Here is a 19787-nt window from a genome sequence, read left to right as displayed (position 1 = left end):
ATCATCTTTTAAAAAGTCATGTAACTGTAAACAGTTGCATGATTTTTTTGTCTGCTAGACTTAGGACACATTGTCAAAAGTAGGATTTTACGGTATAATAGTTGCTGTTCAATAACATATGAATTTTAAAGAATAATTGTTAGTTTAAGGAGGACTTATGAACAACTTACCAAATTGCCCAAAATGTAATTCAGAATATGTCTACGAAGACGGAAGTCTCTTGGTCTGCCCAGAGTGTGCCTATGAATGGAACCCTGCAGAAGTTGCAGAAGTAGAAGAAGGTGTTGTTGCTATCGATGCCAATGGAAATAAATTGGCTGACGGCGATACTGTAACCCTTATCAAAGACTTGAAAGTAAAAGGTGCGCCAAAGGATTTGAAACAAGGAACTCGCGTTAAAAATATCCGTATCGTAGAAGGTGACCACAACATCGACTGTAAGATTGATGGTTTTGGAGCTATGAAACTCAAGTCAGAATTTGTTAAGAAAATCTAGCCATGAAACTGAATTATAAATTTATCTTTTATAGTCGTGTGCTCTTGTTCTTAGCGGCATTTACAGGAGTTTATTTGGAGATTACCAAGCACGGTGGCTTTGGTATGCTCCTTTACTACACAGTGTTGTCCAATCTTTTGGTAACGATTTTCACGGGTTATCTGCTCCGTGTGATGAGCCGTTCAGGTGAAAATTGGCAAAGTCCGACCTTGCTTCGTCTCAAGGGTGGTGTTACCATGAGTATCATGATTACCTGTGTGATTTACCATTTTATGCTTGCTCCGATCGCGACAGACTTTTACCGTGTGGAAAATTTCCTTTGCCACTATATCGTTCCACTCTGGTTTTTAGCCGACACCCTCTTCTTCGATAAACGTGGTCAATACAAGATCTGGGATCCAGTCTTGTGGACCATCTTGCCCTTGATTTATATGATTTTTGCCTTGTTTAATGGCTTGGTCTTAAAACTCAATATTCCGAATTCCAAGGACAATCCCTTCCCTTATTTCTTTTTAAATGTGAACAAGGGTTGGGACGTGGTTATCAAATGGTGTTTGATCATTTTTGCGGCCTATATGGTTGCAGGCTTCATCTTCTATCTGATCAAGCAAATCAAGCGAAAATAGTCTTCCTATTAGGAAAGTTAGGACGGAGTCTCTAGTTCAATCGGGCTCCTTCTTTTCTTGCCATCTTCCTTTTAAAAGGATCAACAGTGAGAAATATACAGAAAGAAAATTCATGAAACAATATTTAGAACGGGCTAGTATTTTGGCCCTCTCCCTCGTTTTGATTACCTCCTTCTCCATCTCAAGTGCTCTGCCAGCCATGTTTGACTACTATCAAGGCTATCCCAAAGAACAAATCGAGCTCCTGGTCAGTCTTCCTTCTTTTGGAATTATGATTATGCTGGTTTTAAATGGGTTTTTGGAGCGGTTATTTCCTGAGCGACTTCAGATTAGTCTAGGACTTCTCATCCTTTCTATCGGTGGAACTGCCCCTTTCTGGTATCAGGAGTACAACTTTGTCTTTGCGATGCGGATTTTATTTGGCTTGGGTGTTGGAATGATTAATGCCAAGGCCATTTCCATCATTAGCGAACGCTATCATGGAAAGACACGGATCCAGATGTTGGGTCTTCGCGGATCAGCAGAAGTTGTCGGGGCATCGATTTTGACTCTAGTGGTAGGTCAACTCTTATCCTTGGGATGGACAGTGACCTTCTTGGCCTACAGTGCAGGATTTTTAGTATTGATCCTTTATCTGCTCTTTGTCCCTTATGGGAAAGAAAAGAAAGAAACAAAGAAAAAAGAGGCCGAAACAATTCGTTTGACAGGACAGATGAAAGGCTTGATTTTTCTATTAGCTGTCGAAGCAGCAGTTGTTGTCTGCACCAACACAGCTATCACCATTCGTATTCCTAGTCTGATGGTGGAAAGAGGTCTAGGGGATGCCCAGTTATCGAGCTTGGTTTTAAGTATCATGCAGTTGATTGGTATCTTGGCAGGTGTGAGTTTTTCTTTCTTTATCTCTCTGTTTAAAGAAAGATTGCTCCTTTGGTCAGGCATCACCTTTGGATTGGGGCAAATTGTGATTGCTTTGTCTCCGTCATTGGGTGTGATGGTAGTTGGAAGTGTTGTGGCAGGTTTTTCTTACAGTGTGGCCTTGACCACTGTCTTTCAGCTTCTTTCTGAAAGAATCCCAGCCAAGCTCCTTAATCAGGCAACATCTTTTGCAGTGCTAGGATGTAGCTTTGGAGCCTTTACGACACCGTTTATTCTTGGGGCGATTGGTTTGGTGACTCAAAACGGTATGTTGGTCTTCACCATTTTAGGATGTTGGTTGATTGTCACTTCTATCTTTGTTATGTACGCACTTCAAAAGAGAGCTTAGGATTGGTTTCCTAAGTTTTTCTTTTTAGGAATTTTGTACCCAGACAATTTTTGATTTTTAAACTTGTTTACACTTTTATTTCCTGATAAAATAGAAGTTATGACAAGATATAAAGCAACTATTTCTTATGATGGTTTTGCCTTTGCTGGTTTTCAGCGCCAGCCTCATGCGCGGAGCGTTCAAGAGGAAATTGAGAAAACCTTAACGAGACTCAATAAGGGGCAAGCCATCACTGTACACGGTGCTGGTAGGACGGATAGTGGGGTCCATGCTCTTGGTCAGGTTATTCATTTTGACCTGCCCTATCAGATGGATGAGGAAAAACTCCGTTTTGCTCTGGATACCCAGTCACCAGAAGATATCGATGTGATTTCAATTGAGCTTGTGGCGGATGATTTTCATTGTCGTTATGCAAAACATAGCAAGACATATGAGTTTATCGTGGATAGGGGGCGTCCTAAAAATCCGATGCGCCGTCACTATGCTACTCACTTTCCCTATCCCCTCGATGTGGAGCGAATGCAGATAGCTGCCAAGAAATTAGAAGGAACCCACGATTTTACCGGTTTTACAGCATCTGGAACCAGTGTAGAGGACAAGGTTCGGACCATTACAGAAGCCAGTCTTAGGATTGATGAGACAGGGCAGTTTTTGACTTTTACCTTTTCAGGAAATGGTTTCTTGTATAAGCAGATTCGCAATATGGTGGGGACGCTGCTCAAAATCGGAAATAATCGGATGCCAGTTGAGCAGATTGACCTCATCTTAGAGAAGAAGGACAGGCAGCTAGCAGGTCCAACGGCGGCACCAAATGGCTTGTATTTAAAGGAGATTCGTTATGAAGAATAATCGTATTTTAGCACTTTCTGGGAATGATATTTTTAGTGGTGGAGGTCTGTCAGCTGATTTGGCTACCTATACCTTGAACGGCTTGCATGGTTTCGTAGCAGTGACTTGTTTGACAGCTTTGACAGAAAAGGGGTTTGAAGTCTTTCCTACGGATGATACTATTTTCCAACATGAGTTGGATAGCTTGCGTGATGTGGACTTTGCAGGGATTAAGATTGGCCTTCTTCCTACTGTCAGTGTGGCTGAGAAAGCCTTAGACTTTATCAAGCAACGTCCGGGAGTGCCTGTGGTATTGGATCCCGTCTTGGTCTGCAAGGAAACGCATGATGTAGCGGTCAGCCAACTCTGTCAAGAGTTGATTCGTTTTTTTCCTCATGTTAGCGTGATTACACCTAATCTCCCAGAAGCAGAATTGCTAGCTGATCAGGAGATCAAAACCTTGGAAGATATGAAAGCTGCAGCGCAGAAATTGTATGATTTAGGAGCGCCGGCAGTTATTATCAAGGGTGGCAATCGCCTTAGTCAGGACAAGGCTGTGGATGTCTTTTATGATGGACAAACTTTCACTGTCCTAGAAAATCCCGTTATCCAAGGGCAGAATGCTGGTGCAGGATGTACCTTTGCCTCAAGCATTGCCAGTCACTTGGTTAAAGGTGATGAACTTTTACCAGCAGTAGAGAGCTCGAAAGCTTTCGTTTACCGTGCTATTGCACAAGCAGATCAATATGGAGTAAGACAATATGAAGCAAACCAAAACAACTAAAATCGCCCTTGTATCTCTTTTAACCGCCCTTTCAGTAGTTCTAGGTTATTACTTGAAAATTGGAACGCCAACAGGAATATTGACTCTCTTGGACGCAGGTATTTTCTTTACTGCTTTTTACTTTGGCAGTAAAGAAGGAGCTGTCGTTGGAGGACTAGCAGGATTCCTAATTGACCTTCTATCAGGCTATCCACAGTGGATGTTTTTTAGCTTGATAAATCATGGCTTGCAAGGTTATTTTGCAGGTTTTAAAGGCAAATGGCAATGGCTGGGCCTAGTCTTAGCTACTATCGTCATGGTAAGTGGCTACGCTCTGGGCTCGACTCTAATGAATGGCTGGTCAGCAGCCTTACCAGAAATTCTTCCAAACTTCCTGCAAAATACCTTGGGGATGATTGTGGGATTTGTAGTCTTTCAGAGTGTTAAGAAGATTAAGTAGAGAGGTTGAGTCAAAAGTCTTTAAAATCAAAAAACGCATAGTATCAGGTGTTGAATAAACTTGATACTATGCGTTTTATTATTTTGACTCTCAGTCTTCCTGTAGATAATAGGAAATTACAACAGAAGAATTACTATCAAAATAGGAATCTTTATCAAAATATTTGCAATTTTCTATTGTAATACTATGTATTTTGTAATTTTTAATAAAATGAGGTAATTTTTCATATTTTTCTTCAAGTAATGTTACATTATGAAATCCAATATTCTCAAAAAGCTCTTTTACTTCGAAAGGTTCTTTTGCAAGTAAAATCTCATAATCATCAGGTGGAAGAATATACTGATTCTTTAAAATATCATTAAGCCGCTCCGAAATTCGTAAACTAACATTTTTAGGCATACTTGAGTCAGTGTTTTCACTTGAGATTCTAACTTTTCCTGTTAAAATTCCATAATCATTATAATCTAAAGTAAAACACCAAGTTGAAATTCGACTATTTGAATATACCTCCAAATTAATTAAAGCTTGGCTAATTTCTACTTTTTTTATTCGAATAATTTTATCGGTTTCTTCGTGAATTATTCTATTGAACTCTTCTTGATTTAAGAATTCTGGAAATTGAATGGATAAAGATTGTCTAAGCTCCTCATCTTGTTTCTTTTCAAGACGCTCTTGACTATTCCATGAGTGTACTTCAAGAATAATATTTACAACTTTACCTGGAATACTTATAACATTAGAAATTCCTGTCATAGTATTATTGACTATATTCACAGCTCCATCTACAGTATTGCCAGTTATTTTTGAAGTTTCATCGACAACTATTTTTACGGCTTTTGAAGTCTCATTAGCAATATCATTAACAACCTTCGAGGATTCATTAACGATACCATTTACAACCTTAGAAGTTTCGTTAGTAACGTTGTCAACTAATTTAAAGAAATCATTTAACATAAAATAATACCATTAATCAAAATAAAGCAAGTCTTTGCTGGTGCTGGTGAAGAGGTCAAAGCCATCCTTAGTGACGACACCGCAGTCTTCGATACGGACACCGACTTTTCCAGGGATATAGATACCTGGTTCAACAGAGAAGCACATGCCTTCTTCGATGACCATGTCGTTTCCTTCCATGATAGATGGAAATTCGTGGACATCCATACCGATACCGTGACCGAGACGGTGGTTGAAGTACTCACCGTAGCCCGCTTTTTCGATGACTTCACGGGCGGCGCGGTCCACTTCATGGGCAGTCACACCTGGATTGATAAAGTCAAGGGCAGCTTGTTGGGCTTCAAGGGTCAAGTTGTAAATATCTTTTTTGAATTGGTCTGGTTTGCCGACAGCGATCGTACGAGTCATATCTGAGGCGTAGCCATTGACCATGACACCGAGGTCAAAGAGGAGAAGGGCATCCTTTTCGACCTTGTTTGCTCCAGGGATACCGTGTGGATTTGCAGCGTTATCACCAGTCAAGACCATGGTATCAAAGCTCATTTCATAGCCTTCATGCTTCATGGCAAAGTCGATTTGTGCAATGATATCTGTCTCAGTCTTATCAAGAGAAATATTGTCAAAACCAACTTTAACCGCCTTATCAGCATAGAGACCAGCAACCATCATTTTTTGCACTTCATCAGCTGATTTGATGAGGCGCATGCGTTGGATGCGAGGAGTGAGGTTTTCAAACTCAGCAGTTTCAAAAACTGTTTTCAAACCATGGTATTTGGTTAAGATGAGATTGTCAAACTCGACTGCCACACGTCTGAAGTCTAACTGTGGCAAGGCATTTTGGATTTTCTTCCAAGGGTTTTCAGAGTCCACATAGCCCATAACTGGGAAGGAAACAGTGCTTGTTGCACGCTCTACTTCAAGGGCTGGAACGAAGAGAAGCGGTTCCTGATTTGCTAGGACAAAGAGGAACATTTGGCGTTCATGGGGATCACTGTAAAAGCCAGTGAGGTAATTGATAGTGACGGGGTCAGATACGACAGCGACGTCTAGTTTTTCTGATTCAAGATATGTTAGGATTTGTTGTAATTTAGACATATGCTACCTTCTTTCTACCCCTCTATTTTGGCAAAAAAAGAGAGAAAATGCAAGGGAGAAGGGTAAAAGAACAGGCAAAAAGAACTCCGACAAGATAGGGGAGTTCTTTGATATAATTTTCCTTAGTTTAAGAAAAGTCAGCCTTGCTTTTGACGTCGCTGTATTCTTCAGCGATTTCTTGACTGAGGATGTTCTCATAGGCAGGGAGTTGGATATCCTGACCGTATTTCTTCTTGAGAGCAGTAGTGACGAGGCGATAAGCCAGATTGGCATTACGAGAGAGGATAGGTCCGTGGAAGTAGGAACCAAAGACGTTCTTATAATGAACCCCTTCGCCGACCTTTTCTTCGTTGTTTCCATTTCCATAGACCACCTGTCCCAGTGGTTTTTGGTCATCTGAGAGGAAGGTGCGACCTTGATGATTTTCAAAGCCATAGTAGGTTTCATCGAAGTCTTCATTGTGAATCTTGATGTCACCGATAAAGCGGTTGTTGGTTTGGTTGAGGGTATAATGTCCCATGACACCGAGCCCTTCGATGCGTTTACCTGAAGCCTCAACATAATATTGGCCCAATAGTTGGAAACCACCGCAGATGGCTAGAACTACGCCGTCGTTTTGGATGTAGTTGTCAATGCTCTCTTTTTTAGCAGGAAGGTCTCCAGCGATAATACTTTGTTCAAAGTCTTGACCACCACCGAAAAAGGCGATGTCGTAGTGATTTTCATCAAAGTCATCATGAAGTGAAACGATGTCAACCGTCACATGGGCCCCTAGTTTTTCAGCCACATACTTGAGCATGAGGATGTTTCCATTATCCCCGTAGGTATTCATAAGGTTTCCATAGAGGTGGGCGATGTTGAGCTGATAAGGGTAGTTGCCAGCTTTTGAGGAAAGTGAAGTATAAACCATCAGTTCATCTCCTTTCTAACAATCTGACGACTAGCCAGCAGTTCGCGGAATTCAAGCATAGCAGTATAGGTTGCTAGGATATAGGCATGCTTACAATCTTGGTTCTCAATGGTCTTGAGAACTTGTTCCAGACTACTTGTCTCAGTGATTTTATCAGCTGGGTAGCCCGTTACCCGTAGACGACGAGCGATTTCAGAATGACGAACACCGCCAGCGTTGATTTCAGGAATGTCCATGTCAGTGATTTGTTCAAAGTCAGCATCCCAAATCCAGCTAGTATCAATCCCATCAGCATAGTTGGCGTTGAGAAGGACAGATAGGCTAAATGGATAAGGAGCTAGTTTGATCATCTCGATAGCTTGGGTAGCACCGACTGGATTCTTAATCAAGACAAGAGTACATTCCTTATCACCGATATGGAAGGTCTCCTGGCGTCCAAAGACAGCACGGCTCTTGTCAAATCCTTGCTTGATCAGTTGTGAATCAGCACCGAGGAAACGGGCAATAGCAACCGCAGCAAGGGCATTGTAGATATTATAGAGTCCACCGATTTGGATGCCGTATTCTTGGCCGTCAATGACAAAGCGAGAGCGATTGTTGGTCAACTCAACCAGTTCTGTCAGACGGTAGTCCAAGTCAGGACGTTTGCAGCCACAATTTTCGCAGATATAGGCCCCCAAGTTGGCATAGGTATTGTGCTCATATTTGAGGATGCCTTGACAGTCAGGGCAGAGAATACCTTCAGTATTGTAGTGAGCAAGTTGGGCTGGCCCTTTCTCCAAGTCAAAACCAAAATACTGAACAGGATTTGGAATAGCTGGCTTGTAGAAAAGCGGACTGTCACCATTGAGGAGAACAGTAGCCGTAGGCACCTTACGAATGGCATCCAAAATCATGTTGTAGGTCGTATAGATCTCACCGTATCGGTCCATCTGATCGCGGAAGATATTAGTGATGACAAAAAGGCTAGGATGGATGTAGTCACAGATACGAGATAGGCTGGCCTCATCAATTTCGAGGACGGCAATGTTTTTTCCAGTTTTAGAAGATTTGGCGGTCAAGAAGGTTGTTGTAATCCCTGTAATCATATTGGCACCGCTAGGATTGGTCAGAACCTGACCATAGACTTCTTTTAAAATGCCGACAGTGAGAGCAGTTGTCAGGGTTTTCCCGTTGGTTCCAGTGACCACGACAATCTCGTAGTTCTTAGCTAGATTTTGTAAAATATCTTTATCAAATTGGAGGGCAAGTTTTCCTGGGAGCGTACTTCCACGACCAAGACGGTTCAAGATGAAGTGAGAAGAACGCCCAGCAAGAAGGCCCAAAGTAGTTTTTAATTTCATGTTTCTATTATATCATAAAAGAGGGAAAAGACAGATTTGATACTCAATGAAAATCAAAGAGCAAACTAGGAAGCTAGCCGCAGGCTGTACTTGAGTACGGCAAGGTGAAGCTGACGTAGTTTGAATTTGATTTTCGAAGAGTATGAGATTTCGCAGAAACAAAAACAGCCCGAAGAGGGCTGTTAGCTAACAAATCAGTCTCAACTTAAATCGCAAACAAGTCATTCAAGTTCTCAGCCAAGGTTGGGTGAGTGAAGATCTGTTTTGTGAAGTAAGTGTAAGGAATCTTGTTGTCCATTGCAACAGTGATGATGTTGATGATTTCTTGAGAACCTTCTGAGAAGATGCTTGCACCAAGAATCTCTTTAGTTTCAGTATTGACAACAGCTTTGAAAGCTCCGCGAAGGTCTCCGTTTACGTGACCACGAGGCATGGCAGCAACAGGGATTTCCTTGACAGCGTATGGGAGTTTCAAATCAGCTGCTTGGCTTTCCGTCAAACCAACTTGTGAAAGTGCAGGTGTGATGAACATGGTGTTTGGTACATTGAGACGGTCTTCAAGTGTGTAGCTACCATCTCCAGCAAGGTAACTATAGACAACACGGAAGTCATCAAGTGAGATGTAGGTAAATTGTGGTCCACCGTTGACGTCTCCGACTGCAAAGACACCAGGAACGTTTGTTTGACAATGTTTGTCTACTTTGATAGCACCACGTTCAGTAAGTTCGATATCTGTATATTCAAGTTGAAGTGGTTCTACATTCGGTTTACGTCCAGTTGCGTAGAGAAGGGCATCGAAGCGGTAAGTTTCGTTTTCAGTTACGACAAGGACTTGGTCACCGTCGTTTTTGATTTCAGTGGTACGGATGTTTTGAAGCAATTCAATACCGTCTTCTTCCATGTATTGCTTAGCAAGAGCTGCGATGGAAGGTTCTGCACGAGGTAGGAAAGTATCCAAGGCATCTAGGACTGTAACCTTGCTTCCAAGTTTGTTGTAAAGGCCTGCAAATTCAAGACCGATATTTCCGCCACCAAGGACACCAAGTTTTTCAGGCAATTTATCCAAGTTTTGGATACCTGTTGAGTCAAAGACATTCTTACTTGTAGCAAGTCCAGGGATTGGCAAGACGTTTGAAACGGCACCGGTATTGATAACGATAATTTCAGCAGTCAGTTCTTGTTTTTCATCACCTGCTTGGATTTCGATGACTTTATTTGAAAGGAAGTGAGCTTCCGCATCAAAGATATCCACACCTGTACCAGCAACAGTAGCATAGTTTTTACCATTGAGGCGACTAGTGATAGTATTTTTGGTAGCAATGACATCTTCAAAAGACAAATCTTTCTCAGCAGCAACTAGCAAGGTTTTAGTTGGGATACATCCGATGTTGATACAAGTTCCACCGTACATAGCTTTGCTACGTTCAACGAGGGCAACTTTTTTGCCAGCTGAAGCTAGTTTACCAGCCAGTGTCTTCCCAGCTTTACCAAATCCAATAACAATTAAATCATATGTTAACATTTATAGTCCTCCTATTCGATTTTCATTCTAGCATAAGAAAAAACTTTTTGCACAAATCTGCTACGGGAAAGACAGAAAAAGATAAAAACGCTTTCCAAACAAAAAACTAGTAATTTTTTGACAAGCTTGATAAACTAAAATCCTATCTATTTTTATATAAAATAGAATAAATGTTCGAAAATAGGAGGTTTTATGAAATCGAATCGTTATATTATTGCCTTTGCTGGGGTCATTTTACACTTAATGCTGGGTTCGACTTATGCTTGGAGTGTTTATCGCAACCCTATTATTGAAAAAACGGGATGGGATCAGGCTTCTGTTGCCTTTGCCTTTAGTCTAGCAATCTTTTGTTTGGGATTATCGGCTGCATTTATGGGGCGTTTGGTAGAAAAATTTGGTCCGAGAGTCATGGGGAGTCTATCTGCTTTTCTATACGCAGGTGGAAATATCTTAACAGGATTTGCAATAGACCGTCAGGAGCTGTGGTTGTTGTATCTCGCTTATGGTATTTTAGGTGGGCTTGGTTTGGGAGCAGGCTATATTACCCCTGTGTCAACGATTATAAAATGGTTTCCTGATAAACGTGGTCTCGCAACAGGTTTAGCGATTATGGGGTTTGGTTTTGCTTCTTTATTGACTAGTCCCATAGCGCAACATCTCATCGCAGGGGTAGGGCTTGTAGAAACTTTTTATATTTTAGGTGCAAGTTACTTTATTATCATGCTCCTAGCTTCACAATTCATTAAGCGTCCAAATGAGCAAGAGCTTGCAATTTTATCTGTTTCAGGGAAAGAAAAAACAGTCTCTTTGACGCAAGGAATGGCTGCGAATCAGGCCCTGAAAAGCAATCGGTTTTATATACTTTGGATTATTTTCTTTATCAACATAGCTTGTGGTTTAGGCTTAATATCAGCGGCATCGCCAATGGCACAGGAGATGGCTGGCTTGTCTACAAGTCATGCAGCAGTAATGGTGGGCGTTTTAGGGATTTTCAATGGGTTTGGTCGTTTGCTCTGGGCGAGTTTATCTGACTATATCGGTCGCCCTCTAACCTTTAGTATATTACTGCTTGTCAATCTTTTCTTTTCTCTCTCACTTTGGCTCTTTACAGAATCCGTTTTATTTGTAGTCGCTATGTCTATTTTGATGACTTGCTATGGAGCTGGTTTTTCATTGATTCCGGCTTATCTCAGTGATATTTTTGGAACCAAGGAATTGGCCGCTCTGCATGGATATATTTTAACAGCTTGGGCAATGGCTGGTTTAGCAGGGCCTATTTTATTAGCAGAGACTTATAAAATAGCTCATTCTTACACACAAACCTTGTTCGTTTTTCTCATTTTATATAGTATAGCCTTGGCTTTGTCTTATTATCTAGGTCGTTCAATCAAAAAGGAAATCCAAAAACCGCTTACATGATTTTCCTTAAGGATTCTACTATCTTTTGCCCCGCTCTTGTGTTATACTAGATAGGTTGCAAAGAAACTAGTACTTTTCTTTCGTGGAAAAGAAGCAACACGGTATCTCATTTTTGTTGAAGATACGTCATGAAAAGAAAAGTATAAACTAAAGCCCTATAGGGTGGCTTCGCACCACCTTTAGAAAGAAGAATAACGTGAAATTTAATGAATTTAACTTGTCTGCTGAATTGCTAGCAGAGATTGAAAAAGCTGGATTTGTAGAAGCCAGTCCCATCCAAGAACAGACCATTCCCTTGGCTCTCGAAGGAAAAGACGTTATCGGTCAAGCTCAGACTGGTACAGGAAAAACTGCAGCTTTTGGCTTGCCAACCCTTGAAAAAATCCGTACAGAAGAAGCGACCATCCAAGCCTTGGTCATCGCTCCAACTCGTGAACTCGCTGTTCAAAGCCAAGAAGAACTCTTCCGATTTGGCCGTAGCAAGGGAGTGAAAGTTCGCTCAGTTTACGGTGGTTCCAGCATTGAAAAACAAATCAAGGCCCTTAAATCTGGTGCCCATATCGTGGTAGGAACACCAGGCCGTCTCTTGGACTTGATTAAACGCAAGGCCTTGAAATTACAAGACATTGAAACCCTCATCCTTGACGAAGCGGATGAAATGCTCAATATGGGCTTCCTTGAAGACATCGAAGCCATCATTTCCCGTGTCCCTGAAAATCGTCAAACCTTGCTCTTTTCAGCAACCATGCCAGATGCTATCAAACGTATTGGTGTTCAGTTTATGAAGGACCCTGAGCATGTCAAGATTGCTGCAAAGGAATTGACAACAGAGCTGGTGGACCAGTACTATATCCGTGTCAAAGAACAAGAGAAATTTGATACCATGACACGTCTTATGGATGTGGAACAACCAGAGCTTGCTATCGTATTTGGTCGTACCAAACGCCGTGTAGATGAATTGACTCGTGGACTTAAAATTCGTGGCTTCCGTGCAGAAGGGATTCATGGTGATTTGGACCAAAACAAACGTCTTCGTGTCCTTCGGGATTTTAAAAATGGCAATCTAGATGTTCTCGTTGCGACAGACGTTGCAGCGCGTGGTTTGGATATCTCAGGTGTGACCCATGTCTACAACTACGATATTCCACAAGATCCTGAAAGCTATGTTCACCGTATCGGTCGTACAGGTCGTGCTGGTAAGTCAGGTCAATCCATTACTTTCGTAGCTCCAAATGAAATGGGCTATCTCCAAATCATCGAAAACTTGACCAAGAAGCGCATGAAAGGTCTTAAACCTGCAAGTGCAGAGGAAGCCTTCCAAGCTAAGAAACAAGTAGCGCTCAAGAAAATCGAACGAGACTTCGCAGACGAAGCCATTCGTGGGAACTTTGAAAAATTTACTAAAGATGCTCGTAAGTTAGCTGCAGAATTTAGTCCAGAAGAATTGGCTATGTATATCTTGAGTCTGACAGTCCAAGATCCAGACAGCCTTCCTGAAGTGGAGATTGCGCGTGAAAAACCACTGCCATTTAAACCATCAGGTAATGGATTCGGTGGCAAAGGTAAGGGAGGTCGTGGAGGCCGTCGTAGGGACGACCGTCGAGACCGTGATCGCCGCGGCAATGGTCGCCGTGATGATTTCAAAAAAGGCAGTCGTGGAAACGATCGTTTTGATAAAGACAGACGTTACCGTAATAAAGACAATAAAAAACCTCGCAACACTTCAAGCGAAAAGAAGACCGGCTTTGTTATTCGTAACAAAGGAGACAAATAGAAAAAAGCGATTCACACTGTGAATCGCTTTTATATATAAGGAGACCGATAGTAAAAGAAGATGGTGATAGTAAAGGATAGGTGAAACGGAAAGGGATTTATCATGTCATCTTCTTATGATGTTATGATATCAAAAATAAAATAGGATGTCAATAAAAAAATCGCTTTTTTTCTAAAATATTTTTGCTGTTCAAAATTGCAATTAAATAAGCAATTTTCAGATAATTATTGAAATAAAGACTTTTCTATGTTATAATGGAAGCGATTATATGCGAGGTAAAAAATGGCACATTTATTAGAAAAAACAAGAAAAATCACGTCTATTCTAAAGCGCTCAGAAGAGCAACTCCAAGATGAACTTCCTTACAATGCGATCACACGCCAGTTAGCTGATATTATTGACTGTAACGCTTGTATTGTGAATAACAAGGGACGTCTCTTGGGCTACTTTATGCGTTATAAGACAAATAATGACCGTGTAGAACAGTTCTTCCAAACCAAAACCTTCCCTGAGGTCTATGTACAAGGGGCAAACATGATTTATGATACGGAAGCCAATCTTCCTGTTGAACATGATTTGACCATTTTCCCTGTGGAGAGCCGTGCGGACTTTCCAGATGGGTTGACAACCATCGCTCCGATTCATGTATCAGGGATTCGCCTAGGTTCGTTGATCATTTGGCGCAATGATAAGAAATTTGAAGATGAAGATTTGATCCTTGTCGAGATTGCGAGCACGGTTGTGGGAATTCAACTATTGAACTTCCAACGTGAAGAAGATGAGAAAAATATTCGCCGTCGTACAGCTGTTACTATGGCGGTCAACACCCTTTCCTATTCAGAACTTCGTGCCGTATCAGCTATTTTAGCTGAATTGGATGGAAATGAAGGGCAGTTGACTGCGTCTGTTATTGCAGACCGTATTGGCATTACACGCTCAGTGATTGTCAATGCGCTTCGTAAATTGGAGTCTGCGGGAATTATTGAGAGTCGTTCACTAGGAATGAAGGGGACCTATCTCAAGGTATTGATTTCAGATATTTTTGAGGAAGTGAAAAAGAGGGACTACTAATGGCAAAGGCTTTAATCTCGATTGACTATACAGAGGATTTCGTAGCAGACCATGGAAAGCTAACTGCTGGCGCACCTGCTCAAGCGATATCAAAAGCCATTGATCAGGTAACTAGATTAGCTTTTGATCGTGGAGACTATGTCTTTTTTACCATTGATGCTCATGAAGAGAAGGATACATTCCACCCAGAAAGCAAGCTCTTTCCACCGCACAACATCATCGGAACTAGTGGGCGTAACCTTTATGGCTCCCTAGCTGATTTTTATGCTGAGCATGAGGCGGATAGTCGTGTCTTTTGGATGGATAAGCGTCACTATTCAGCTTTTTCAGGAACGAACTTAGATATCCGTTTGCGAGAACGTCGGGTTGACACTGTTATCTTAACAGGTGTTTTGACGGACATTTGCGTCCTTCATACGGCTATTGATGCTTATAATTTAGGTTATCAAATTGAGATTGTTAAGCCTGCAGTTGCCTCTATTTGGCCAGAAAATCATCAGTTTGCTCTTGGGCATTTTAAGAACACATTGGGAGCAAAATTACTGGATGAAAACCTTGCTGAAATTGAACTATAAGCCTGTTGGAAAAATGAAAAAAATCTGAAAAAAGTGTTGACAAAGATTTTGAAAGTTGATATACTAGTAAAGTAATCGACGCGGGGATGGCGGAATTGGCAGACGCGCAGGACTAAGGATCCTGTGACCGCTTTAGGTCGTGAGGGTTCAAGTCCCTCTCTCCGCATAGGGTAAGAGTTAGCTTTGGCTAGCTCTTTTTTTGTTAGCACGCATAGTGATTATTCAACAAGAGAGGTCTACCTTTCTTGTTTTTTTCTTTTTTTAAATAGTGCTATAATATAGATAGAAAGTAACTGCAAAAAGTCTTATATGAAAGATCATCGAGTAATGGATACTAATAGGCTTGGTTAAAACGGATATATAAGGTAGGAAAGGAGGAGTAGATAGTCGTTTGGTATTTGAAATGAGTATTTCAAAAGTGTAAAGGAGGATTACGATGGTTAATGAACTTCAACGAATAATGAGCGCCTTTATTCAAATTCTCTTTATTATTTTACTACCTTCTATCTGGTGGTTTATGACTATGAGGGGGAAAGTTCCATTTATGGAATGGATCGGACTAAAAGCTATTAAAAGAGTAAAAACTTTGCATCTGATTTTATGGATGGTGGGGGGATTTTCTTTATTTACTATTTTTTCTATCCTTATCTTTCCTCTTACTCGTGGTCTAGAAACAGCTACTTCGGCTTTTTCTGCTATGGAATATAAGGCTTTACCAAGTATTCTAATTTACAGTATTTTGCAAACATCTTTACCAGAGGAACTATTATTTAGAGGTTTTCTACTGAAACGAATGGCAAATCACATGCCGTTTGTCTTTGCAAATACCATACAGGCCTTCGCTTTTGGATTGCTTCATGGAGTATTGTTTGCTTCAGTAGTGAGTTTGGAAGTCACTTTTTTCATTGTATTTTTTACTGGAGCAATAGCAGCTTATCTTGGCTTTGTTAATGAAAAGATAGCAGGAGGATCAATTTTACCAAGTTGGCTAATGCATGCCACAGCCAACATCCTCTCTGGTTTAGTTTCTGCATTTTCTTTGCTTTGAGTGGATGCAGTTATAAAAATGGAGCTGGTAGAAATACCAGCTTTTTTTCAAAAAATAAATCAAAATTTTTTTCGATTTCATAAACATTTCATATTTGGATTTTATAATAGTCTTACAAATATGGAGGTGACAAATGAATCCAATCCAAAGAGCTTGGGCTTATGTCAGCAGAAAACGACTGAGAAGTTTTATTTTATTTCTGATTTTATTTGTTCTTTTAGCAGGAATTTCAGCCTGTTTGACGCTGATGAAGTCCAACAAAACAGTAGAAAGCAATCTTTACAAATCTCTTAATACCTCTTTTTCTATTAAGAAGATAGAGAATGGTCAGACCTTCAAGTTATCGGACCTAGCATCAGTTAGCAAGATTAAGGGACTGGAAAATGTCTCTCCTGAACTCGAGACGGTCGCAAAACTGAAAGACAAGGAAGCAGTGAGTGGCGAGCAGAGCGTAGAACGTGATGATTTGTCAGCATCAGACAAGAATTTGGTTAGCTTAACAGCTCTTGAGGATTCATCCAAGGATGTCACCTTTACCAGTTCGGCTTTCAATCTAAAGGAAGGCCGACACCTTCAAAAAGGGGATTCCAAGAAAATCCTGATCCACGAAGAGTTGGCTAAGAAGAACGGTCTTTCGCTTCATGACAAGATTCGCTTGGATGCCGGACAGTCAGAATCTGGAAAAGGACAGACAGTTGAGTTTGAGATTGTTGGCATCTTTTCTGGTAAAAAGCAAGAAAAGTTCACAGGCTTATCTTCTGACTTCAGTGAAAACCAGGTCTTTACAGACTATGAAAGTAGCCAAACGCTTCTGGGAAATAGTGAACCGCAAGTCAGTGCAGCGCGCTTCTATGTAGAAAATCCTAAGGAAATGGACGGACTCATGAAGCAGGTAGAAAACCTGGCTTTAGAAAGTCAAGGCTACCAAGTCGAGAAGGAAAACAAGGCCTTTGAACAAATCAAAGACTCAGTTGCAACTTTCCAAACCTTCCTGACCATCTTCCTTTATGGGATGTTGATAGCAGGAGCAGGAGCCTTAATCTTGGTCTTGTCTCTCTGGTTGAGAGAAAGGGTCTACGAAGTAGGGATTCTTCTGGCACTTGGAAAAGGCAAGAGTTCGATTTTCCTACAATTCTGTTTAGAGGTAGTTTTGGTATCTCTCGGAGCTTTGCTTCCATCCTTTATCGCTGGGAATGCCATTACATCCTATCTGCTCCAAACTGTACTAGCCAGTGGAGATCAGACAAGCTTACAGGACACGCTGGCCAAAGCAAGTGGTCTATCAACTAGTCTCCTATCCTTTGCAGAATCCTATGTCTTTCTGCTCCTGATTGGTTGCTTGTCTGTAGCCCTTTGTTTCCTATTCTTATTTAGAAAATCGCCTAAGGAAATTTTATCATCTATTAGTTAAGAAGGAGAAATCATGACTTTATTACAATTGCAAGATGTTACCTACCGTTATAAGAACACTGCTGAGGCAGTTTTATATCAGATCAAGTATAATTTTGAACCCGGAAAATTTTATAGTATCATTGGTGAGTCAGGAGCAGGAAAATCCACTCTCTTGTCCCTCCTGGCTGGTCTAGATAGTCCTGTTGAAGGTTCTATCCTTTTCCAAGGAGAGGACATTCGGAATAAGGGGTATTCTTACCATCGCATGCACCATATTTCCCTGGTCTTTCAAAATTATAACTTGATAGATTATCTTTCTCCGCTGGAAAATATCCGCTTGGTCAACAAAAAAGCAAGCAAGGATACACTTCTTGAGCTTGGTTTGGATGAAAGTCAGATCAAGCGGAACGTTCTCCAGTTATCAGGTGGTCAACAACAACGTGTAGCTATTGCTCGCAGTTTGGTATCAGAAGCTCCAGTTATTCTAGCTGATGAGCCAACAGGAAATCTGGACCCTAAAACTGCTGGAGATATTATCGAACTGCTCAAATCACTTGCTGAGAAAACAGGTAAATGTGTCATCGTCGTTACGCACAGTAAAGAAGTGGCGCAAGCGTCAGATATTACACTTGAGTTGAAGGACAAGAAACTGACTGAAACTCGCAATACTACTAAATAATATGAGCTTGTTTTGATAGAATTATGAAATCAAATCTAGAAAGGGAACCTATGTTACACAACGCATTTGCTTATGTTACAAGGAAGTTTTTCAAATCGATTGTTATCTTCCTGATTATTCTCCTCATGGCGAGCTTGAGTTTGGTCGGCTTGTCGATCAAGGGAGCTACTGCCAAGGCTTCTCAGGAGACATTTAAAAATATCACCAACAGCTTCTCCATGCAAATCAATCGTCGCGTCAATCAAGGAACGCCTCGTGGTGCTGGGAATATCAAGGGTGAGGACATCAAAAAAATCACTGAAAACAAGGCCATCGAGTCTTATGTGAAACGTATCAACGCCATTGGAGATTTGACTGGATATGAGCTCATTGAAACGCCAGAAACCAAGAAAAATCTCACTGCAGACCGTGCTAAACGGTTTGGCAGCAGTTTGATGATTACAGGTGTCAATGACTCCTCTAAAGAAGATAAGTTTGTCTCTGGCTCATATAAGCTGGTTGAAGGTGAGCACCTAACCAACGACGACAAAGACAAGATCCTCATGCACAAGGACTTGGCAGCTAAACACGGTTGGAAAGTAGGGGACAAGGTTAAACTGGACTCCAATGTCTATGACGCAGACAATGAAAAAGGTGCCAAGGAAACAGTCGAAGTGACAATCAAGGGACTTTTTGATGGTCACAATAAGTCGGCAGTAACCTACTCACAAGAACTCTACGAAAACACAGCTATTACAGACATTCACACTGCTGCAAAACTTTATGGATACACAGAAGACACAGCTATTTATGGGGACGCAACCTTCTTTGTAACAGCAGACAAGAACTTGGATGATGTCATGAAAGAGTTGAATGGTATCAGTGGTATCAACTGGAAGAGCTACACACTTGTGAAGAGCTCCTCTAACTACCCAGCTCTTGAGCAATCCATCTCTGGTATGTACAAGATGGCCAACCTCCTCTTCTGGGGTAGCTTGAGCTTCTCAGTTCTTCTTCTTGCACTCTTGCTTAGTCTTTGGATCAACGCCCGCCGCAAGGAAGTGGGGATTCTCCTCTCTATCGGTCTCAAGCAGGCAAGTATCTTGGGGCAATTCATTACCGAATCGATCTTGATTGCCATTCCTGCTCTTGTTTCGGCTTACTTCCTAGCCAACTACACAGCTCGTGCCATCGGAAATACTGTTCTTGCCAATGTCACTTCAGGTGTTGCCAAGCAAGCCAGCAAGGCTGCTCAAGCCTCTAACCTTGGTGGTGGTGCAGAAGTAGACGGCTTTAGCAAGACCTTGTCGAGCCTAGACATTTCCATTCAGACATCAGACTTTATCATCGTCTTTGTCCTTGCCTTGGTTCTAGTGGTTCTCGTTATGGCGCTTGCCTCAAGCAATCTCCTCAGAAAACAACCAAAAGAGCTCTTGCTCGATAGCGAATAAAAAACTTGCTACCTATTCTCCCCTAAATGGGGTATAATATAGGTAGCATTTTTATCTGTTTTGTCTTGATAAGGCCTCTTCCTTTCAGGATGAAACTGAGATAATTTACAAGAAATTTAAAGGAATGTGAAACGTTTT

The 19787-nt window shown here is 41.3% G+C and carries 19 protein-coding genes and 1 tRNA gene; 15 read left to right on the top strand and 5 right to left on the bottom strand.

Translation table 11 applies throughout. From position 1 onward, the window contains the following. The first annotated feature begins 157 nt into the window (after window positions 1-157). The 6 genes from DG474_RS07110 (at window position 158) to DG474_RS07085 (ending at window position 4437) form a co-directional block, all read left to right on the top strand. Window positions 158-496 carry a zinc ribbon domain-containing protein YjdM gene (locus DG474_RS07110; protein WP_001061600.1) on the top strand — a complete coding sequence of 113 codons (339 nt, stop codon included), beginning with the start codon at window positions 158-160 and terminating at the stop codon, window positions 494-496. Window positions 497-498: 2 nt separating this feature from the next. Then, window positions 499-1122: a Pr6Pr family membrane protein gene (locus DG474_RS07105; protein ID WP_095726192.1), complete on the top strand. Its 624-nt coding sequence runs from the start codon at window positions 499-501 to the stop codon at window positions 1120-1122. Between the two features lie 112 nt (window positions 1123-1234). Next, window positions 1235-2386, top strand: coding sequence for an MFS transporter (locus tag DG474_RS07100; protein WP_084875646.1), 1152 nt, complete (start codon window positions 1235-1237; stop codon window positions 2384-2386). Window positions 2387-2485: 99 nt separating this feature from the next. Continuing rightward, window positions 2486-3235 carry a tRNA pseudouridine(38-40) synthase TruA gene (gene truA / locus DG474_RS07095; RefSeq protein WP_129312463.1) on the top strand — a complete coding sequence of 250 codons (750 nt, stop codon included), beginning with the start codon at window positions 2486-2488 and terminating at the stop codon, window positions 3233-3235. Next, complete coding sequence (locus DG474_RS07090; protein ID WP_255777831.1) at window positions 3225-3998, top strand: bifunctional hydroxymethylpyrimidine kinase/phosphomethylpyrimidine kinase; 774 nt, start codon at window positions 3225-3227, stop codon at window positions 3996-3998. Before truA ends, DG474_RS07090 begins: the two co-directional genes overlap by 11 nt. Next, window positions 3976-4437 carry an ECF transporter S component gene (locus tag DG474_RS07085; protein WP_049518925.1) on the top strand — a complete coding sequence of 154 codons (462 nt, stop codon included), beginning with the start codon at window positions 3976-3978 and terminating at the stop codon, window positions 4435-4437. Before DG474_RS07090 ends, DG474_RS07085 begins: the two co-directional genes overlap by 23 nt. Before the next feature lie 90 nt (window positions 4438-4527). On the opposite strand, the gene DG474_RS07080 is transcribed toward DG474_RS07085, so the two are convergent. The 5 genes from DG474_RS07080 to DG474_RS07060 form a co-directional block, all read right to left on the bottom strand. Further along, the gene (locus DG474_RS07080) at window positions 4528-5391 is read right to left on the bottom strand and encodes a hypothetical protein (RefSeq protein WP_061408616.1); all 864 of its coding nucleotides are present in this window, start codon (window positions 5389-5391) and stop codon (window positions 4528-4530) included. A gap of 12 nt (window positions 5392-5403) precedes the next feature. Then, window positions 5404-6486: a M24 family metallopeptidase gene (locus tag DG474_RS07075; protein WP_132973654.1), complete on the bottom strand. Its 1083-nt coding sequence runs from the start codon at window positions 6484-6486 to the stop codon at window positions 5404-5406. A gap of 127 nt (window positions 6487-6613) precedes the next feature. Further along, window positions 6614-7396, bottom strand: coding sequence for a lipid II isoglutaminyl synthase subunit GatD (gene gatD / locus DG474_RS07070; protein WP_132973656.1), 783 nt, complete (start codon window positions 7394-7396; stop codon window positions 6614-6616). Further along, window positions 7396-8739 (bottom strand): lipid II isoglutaminyl synthase subunit MurT, encoded by a 1344-nt coding sequence (gene murT / locus DG474_RS07065; RefSeq protein ID WP_255777827.1) that lies wholly within the window; start codon window positions 8737-8739, stop codon window positions 7396-7398. Before murT ends, gatD begins: the two co-directional genes overlap by 1 nt. 205 nt (window positions 8740-8944) lie before the next feature. Continuing rightward, on the bottom strand, window positions 8945-10261 hold the full coding sequence (locus tag DG474_RS07060) for an FAD-containing oxidoreductase (RefSeq protein WP_255777824.1): 1317 nt from the start codon (window positions 10259-10261) through the stop codon (window positions 8945-8947). 192 nt (window positions 10262-10453) lie between these two features. Here DG474_RS07060 and DG474_RS07055 point away from each other — a divergent pair, with 192 nt between their 5' ends. From DG474_RS07055 to vex3, 9 genes are all read left to right on the top strand, one after another. After that, complete coding sequence (locus DG474_RS07055; protein WP_255777822.1) at window positions 10454-11680, top strand: L-lactate MFS transporter; 1227 nt, start codon at window positions 10454-10456, stop codon at window positions 11678-11680. A 196-nt stretch (window positions 11681-11876) separates the two neighbouring features. After that, window positions 11877-13454 carry a degradosome RNA helicase CshA gene (cshA, locus tag DG474_RS07050; RefSeq protein ID WP_255777821.1) on the top strand — a complete coding sequence of 526 codons (1578 nt, stop codon included), beginning with the start codon at window positions 11877-11879 and terminating at the stop codon, window positions 13452-13454. A gap of 282 nt (window positions 13455-13736) precedes the next feature. Next, window positions 13737-14525, top strand: coding sequence for a GTP-sensing pleiotropic transcriptional regulator CodY (gene codY / locus DG474_RS07045; protein ID WP_000940726.1), 789 nt, complete (start codon window positions 13737-13739; stop codon window positions 14523-14525). Then, window positions 14525-15100 carry a cysteine hydrolase family protein gene (locus DG474_RS07040; RefSeq protein WP_255777819.1) on the top strand — a complete coding sequence of 192 codons (576 nt, stop codon included), beginning with the start codon at window positions 14525-14527 and terminating at the stop codon, window positions 15098-15100. Before codY ends, DG474_RS07040 begins: the two co-directional genes overlap by 1 nt. Window positions 15101-15180: 80 nt before the next feature. Further along, a tRNA-Leu gene (locus tag DG474_RS07035) sits at window positions 15181-15266 on the top strand. Window positions 15267-15536: 270 nt separating this feature from the next. Then, window positions 15537-16148: a CPBP family intramembrane glutamic endopeptidase gene (locus DG474_RS07030; protein ID WP_084860171.1), complete on the top strand. Its 612-nt coding sequence runs from the start codon at window positions 15537-15539 to the stop codon at window positions 16146-16148. A 133-nt stretch (window positions 16149-16281) separates the two neighbouring features. Continuing rightward, window positions 16282-17559, top strand: coding sequence for an ABC transporter permease (locus tag DG474_RS07025; RefSeq protein ID WP_125391129.1), 1278 nt, complete (start codon window positions 16282-16284; stop codon window positions 17557-17559). 12 nt (window positions 17560-17571) lie between these two features. Then, window positions 17572-18219, top strand: a complete 648-nt coding sequence (vex2, locus tag DG474_RS07020) for an ABC transporter ATP-binding subunit Vex2 (RefSeq protein ID WP_000173735.1) — start codon at window positions 17572-17574, stop codon at window positions 18217-18219. Between the two features lie 50 nt (window positions 18220-18269). After that, window positions 18270-19649 carry an ABC transporter permease subunit Vex3 gene (gene vex3, locus DG474_RS07015; RefSeq protein WP_255777814.1) on the top strand — a complete coding sequence of 460 codons (1380 nt, stop codon included), beginning with the start codon at window positions 18270-18272 and terminating at the stop codon, window positions 19647-19649. Window positions 19650-19787: the final 138 nt, after the last annotated feature.

Source organism: Streptococcus oralis, assembly GCF_024399415.1.
GTDB lineage: Bacteria > Bacillota > Bacilli > Lactobacillales > Streptococcaceae > Streptococcus > Streptococcus oralis_CS.
Note: the sequence above shows the minus strand (reverse complement) of the source record. Positions and strands in the feature narration are given on the sequence as shown.

Bases quoted from the DNA above. Each gene is read 5' to 3' on its own strand.
- DG474_RS07110 (WP_001061600.1), top strand. From the start codon at position 158: ATGAACAACTTACCAAATTGCCCAAAATGTAATTCAGAATATGTCTAC.
- DG474_RS07105 (WP_095726192.1), top strand. From the start codon at position 499: ATGAAACTGAATTATAAATTTATCTTTTATAGTCGTGTGCTCTTGTTC.
- DG474_RS07100 (WP_084875646.1), top strand. From the start codon at position 1,235: ATGAAACAATATTTAGAACGGGCTAGTATTTTGGCCCTCTCCCTCGTT.
- truA (WP_129312463.1), top strand. From the start codon at position 2,486: ATGACAAGATATAAAGCAACTATTTCTTATGATGGTTTTGCCTTTGCT.
- DG474_RS07090 (WP_255777831.1), top strand. From the start codon at position 3,225: ATGAAGAATAATCGTATTTTAGCACTTTCTGGGAATGATATTTTTAGT.
- DG474_RS07085 (WP_049518925.1), top strand. From the start codon at position 3,976: ATGAAGCAAACCAAAACAACTAAAATCGCCCTTGTATCTCTTTTAACC.
- DG474_RS07080 (WP_061408616.1), bottom strand. From the start codon at position 5,391: ATGTTAAATGATTTCTTTAAATTAGTTGACAACGTTACTAACGAAACT.
- DG474_RS07075 (WP_132973654.1), bottom strand. From the start codon at position 6,486: ATGTCTAAATTACAACAAATCCTAACATATCTTGAATCAGAAAAACTA.
- gatD (WP_132973656.1), bottom strand. From the start codon at position 7,396: ATGGTTTATACTTCACTTTCCTCAAAAGCTGGCAACTACCCTTATCAG.
- murT (WP_255777827.1), bottom strand. From the start codon at position 8,739: ATGAAATTAAAAACTACTTTGGGCCTTCTTGCTGGGCGTTCTTCTCAC.
- DG474_RS07060 (WP_255777824.1), bottom strand. From the start codon at position 10,261: ATGTTAACATATGATTTAATTGTTATTGGATTTGGTAAAGCTGGGAAG.
- DG474_RS07055 (WP_255777822.1), top strand. From the start codon at position 10,454: ATGAAATCGAATCGTTATATTATTGCCTTTGCTGGGGTCATTTTACAC.
- codY (WP_000940726.1), top strand. From the start codon at position 13,737: ATGGCACATTTATTAGAAAAAACAAGAAAAATCACGTCTATTCTAAAG.
- DG474_RS07040 (WP_255777819.1), top strand. From the start codon at position 14,525: ATGGCAAAGGCTTTAATCTCGATTGACTATACAGAGGATTTCGTAGCA.
- DG474_RS07030 (WP_084860171.1), top strand. From the start codon at position 15,537: ATGGTTAATGAACTTCAACGAATAATGAGCGCCTTTATTCAAATTCTC.
- DG474_RS07025 (WP_125391129.1), top strand. From the start codon at position 16,282: ATGAATCCAATCCAAAGAGCTTGGGCTTATGTCAGCAGAAAACGACTG.
- vex2 (WP_000173735.1), top strand. From the start codon at position 17,572: ATGACTTTATTACAATTGCAAGATGTTACCTACCGTTATAAGAACACT.
- vex3 (WP_255777814.1), top strand. From the start codon at position 18,270: ATGTTACACAACGCATTTGCTTATGTTACAAGGAAGTTTTTCAAATCG.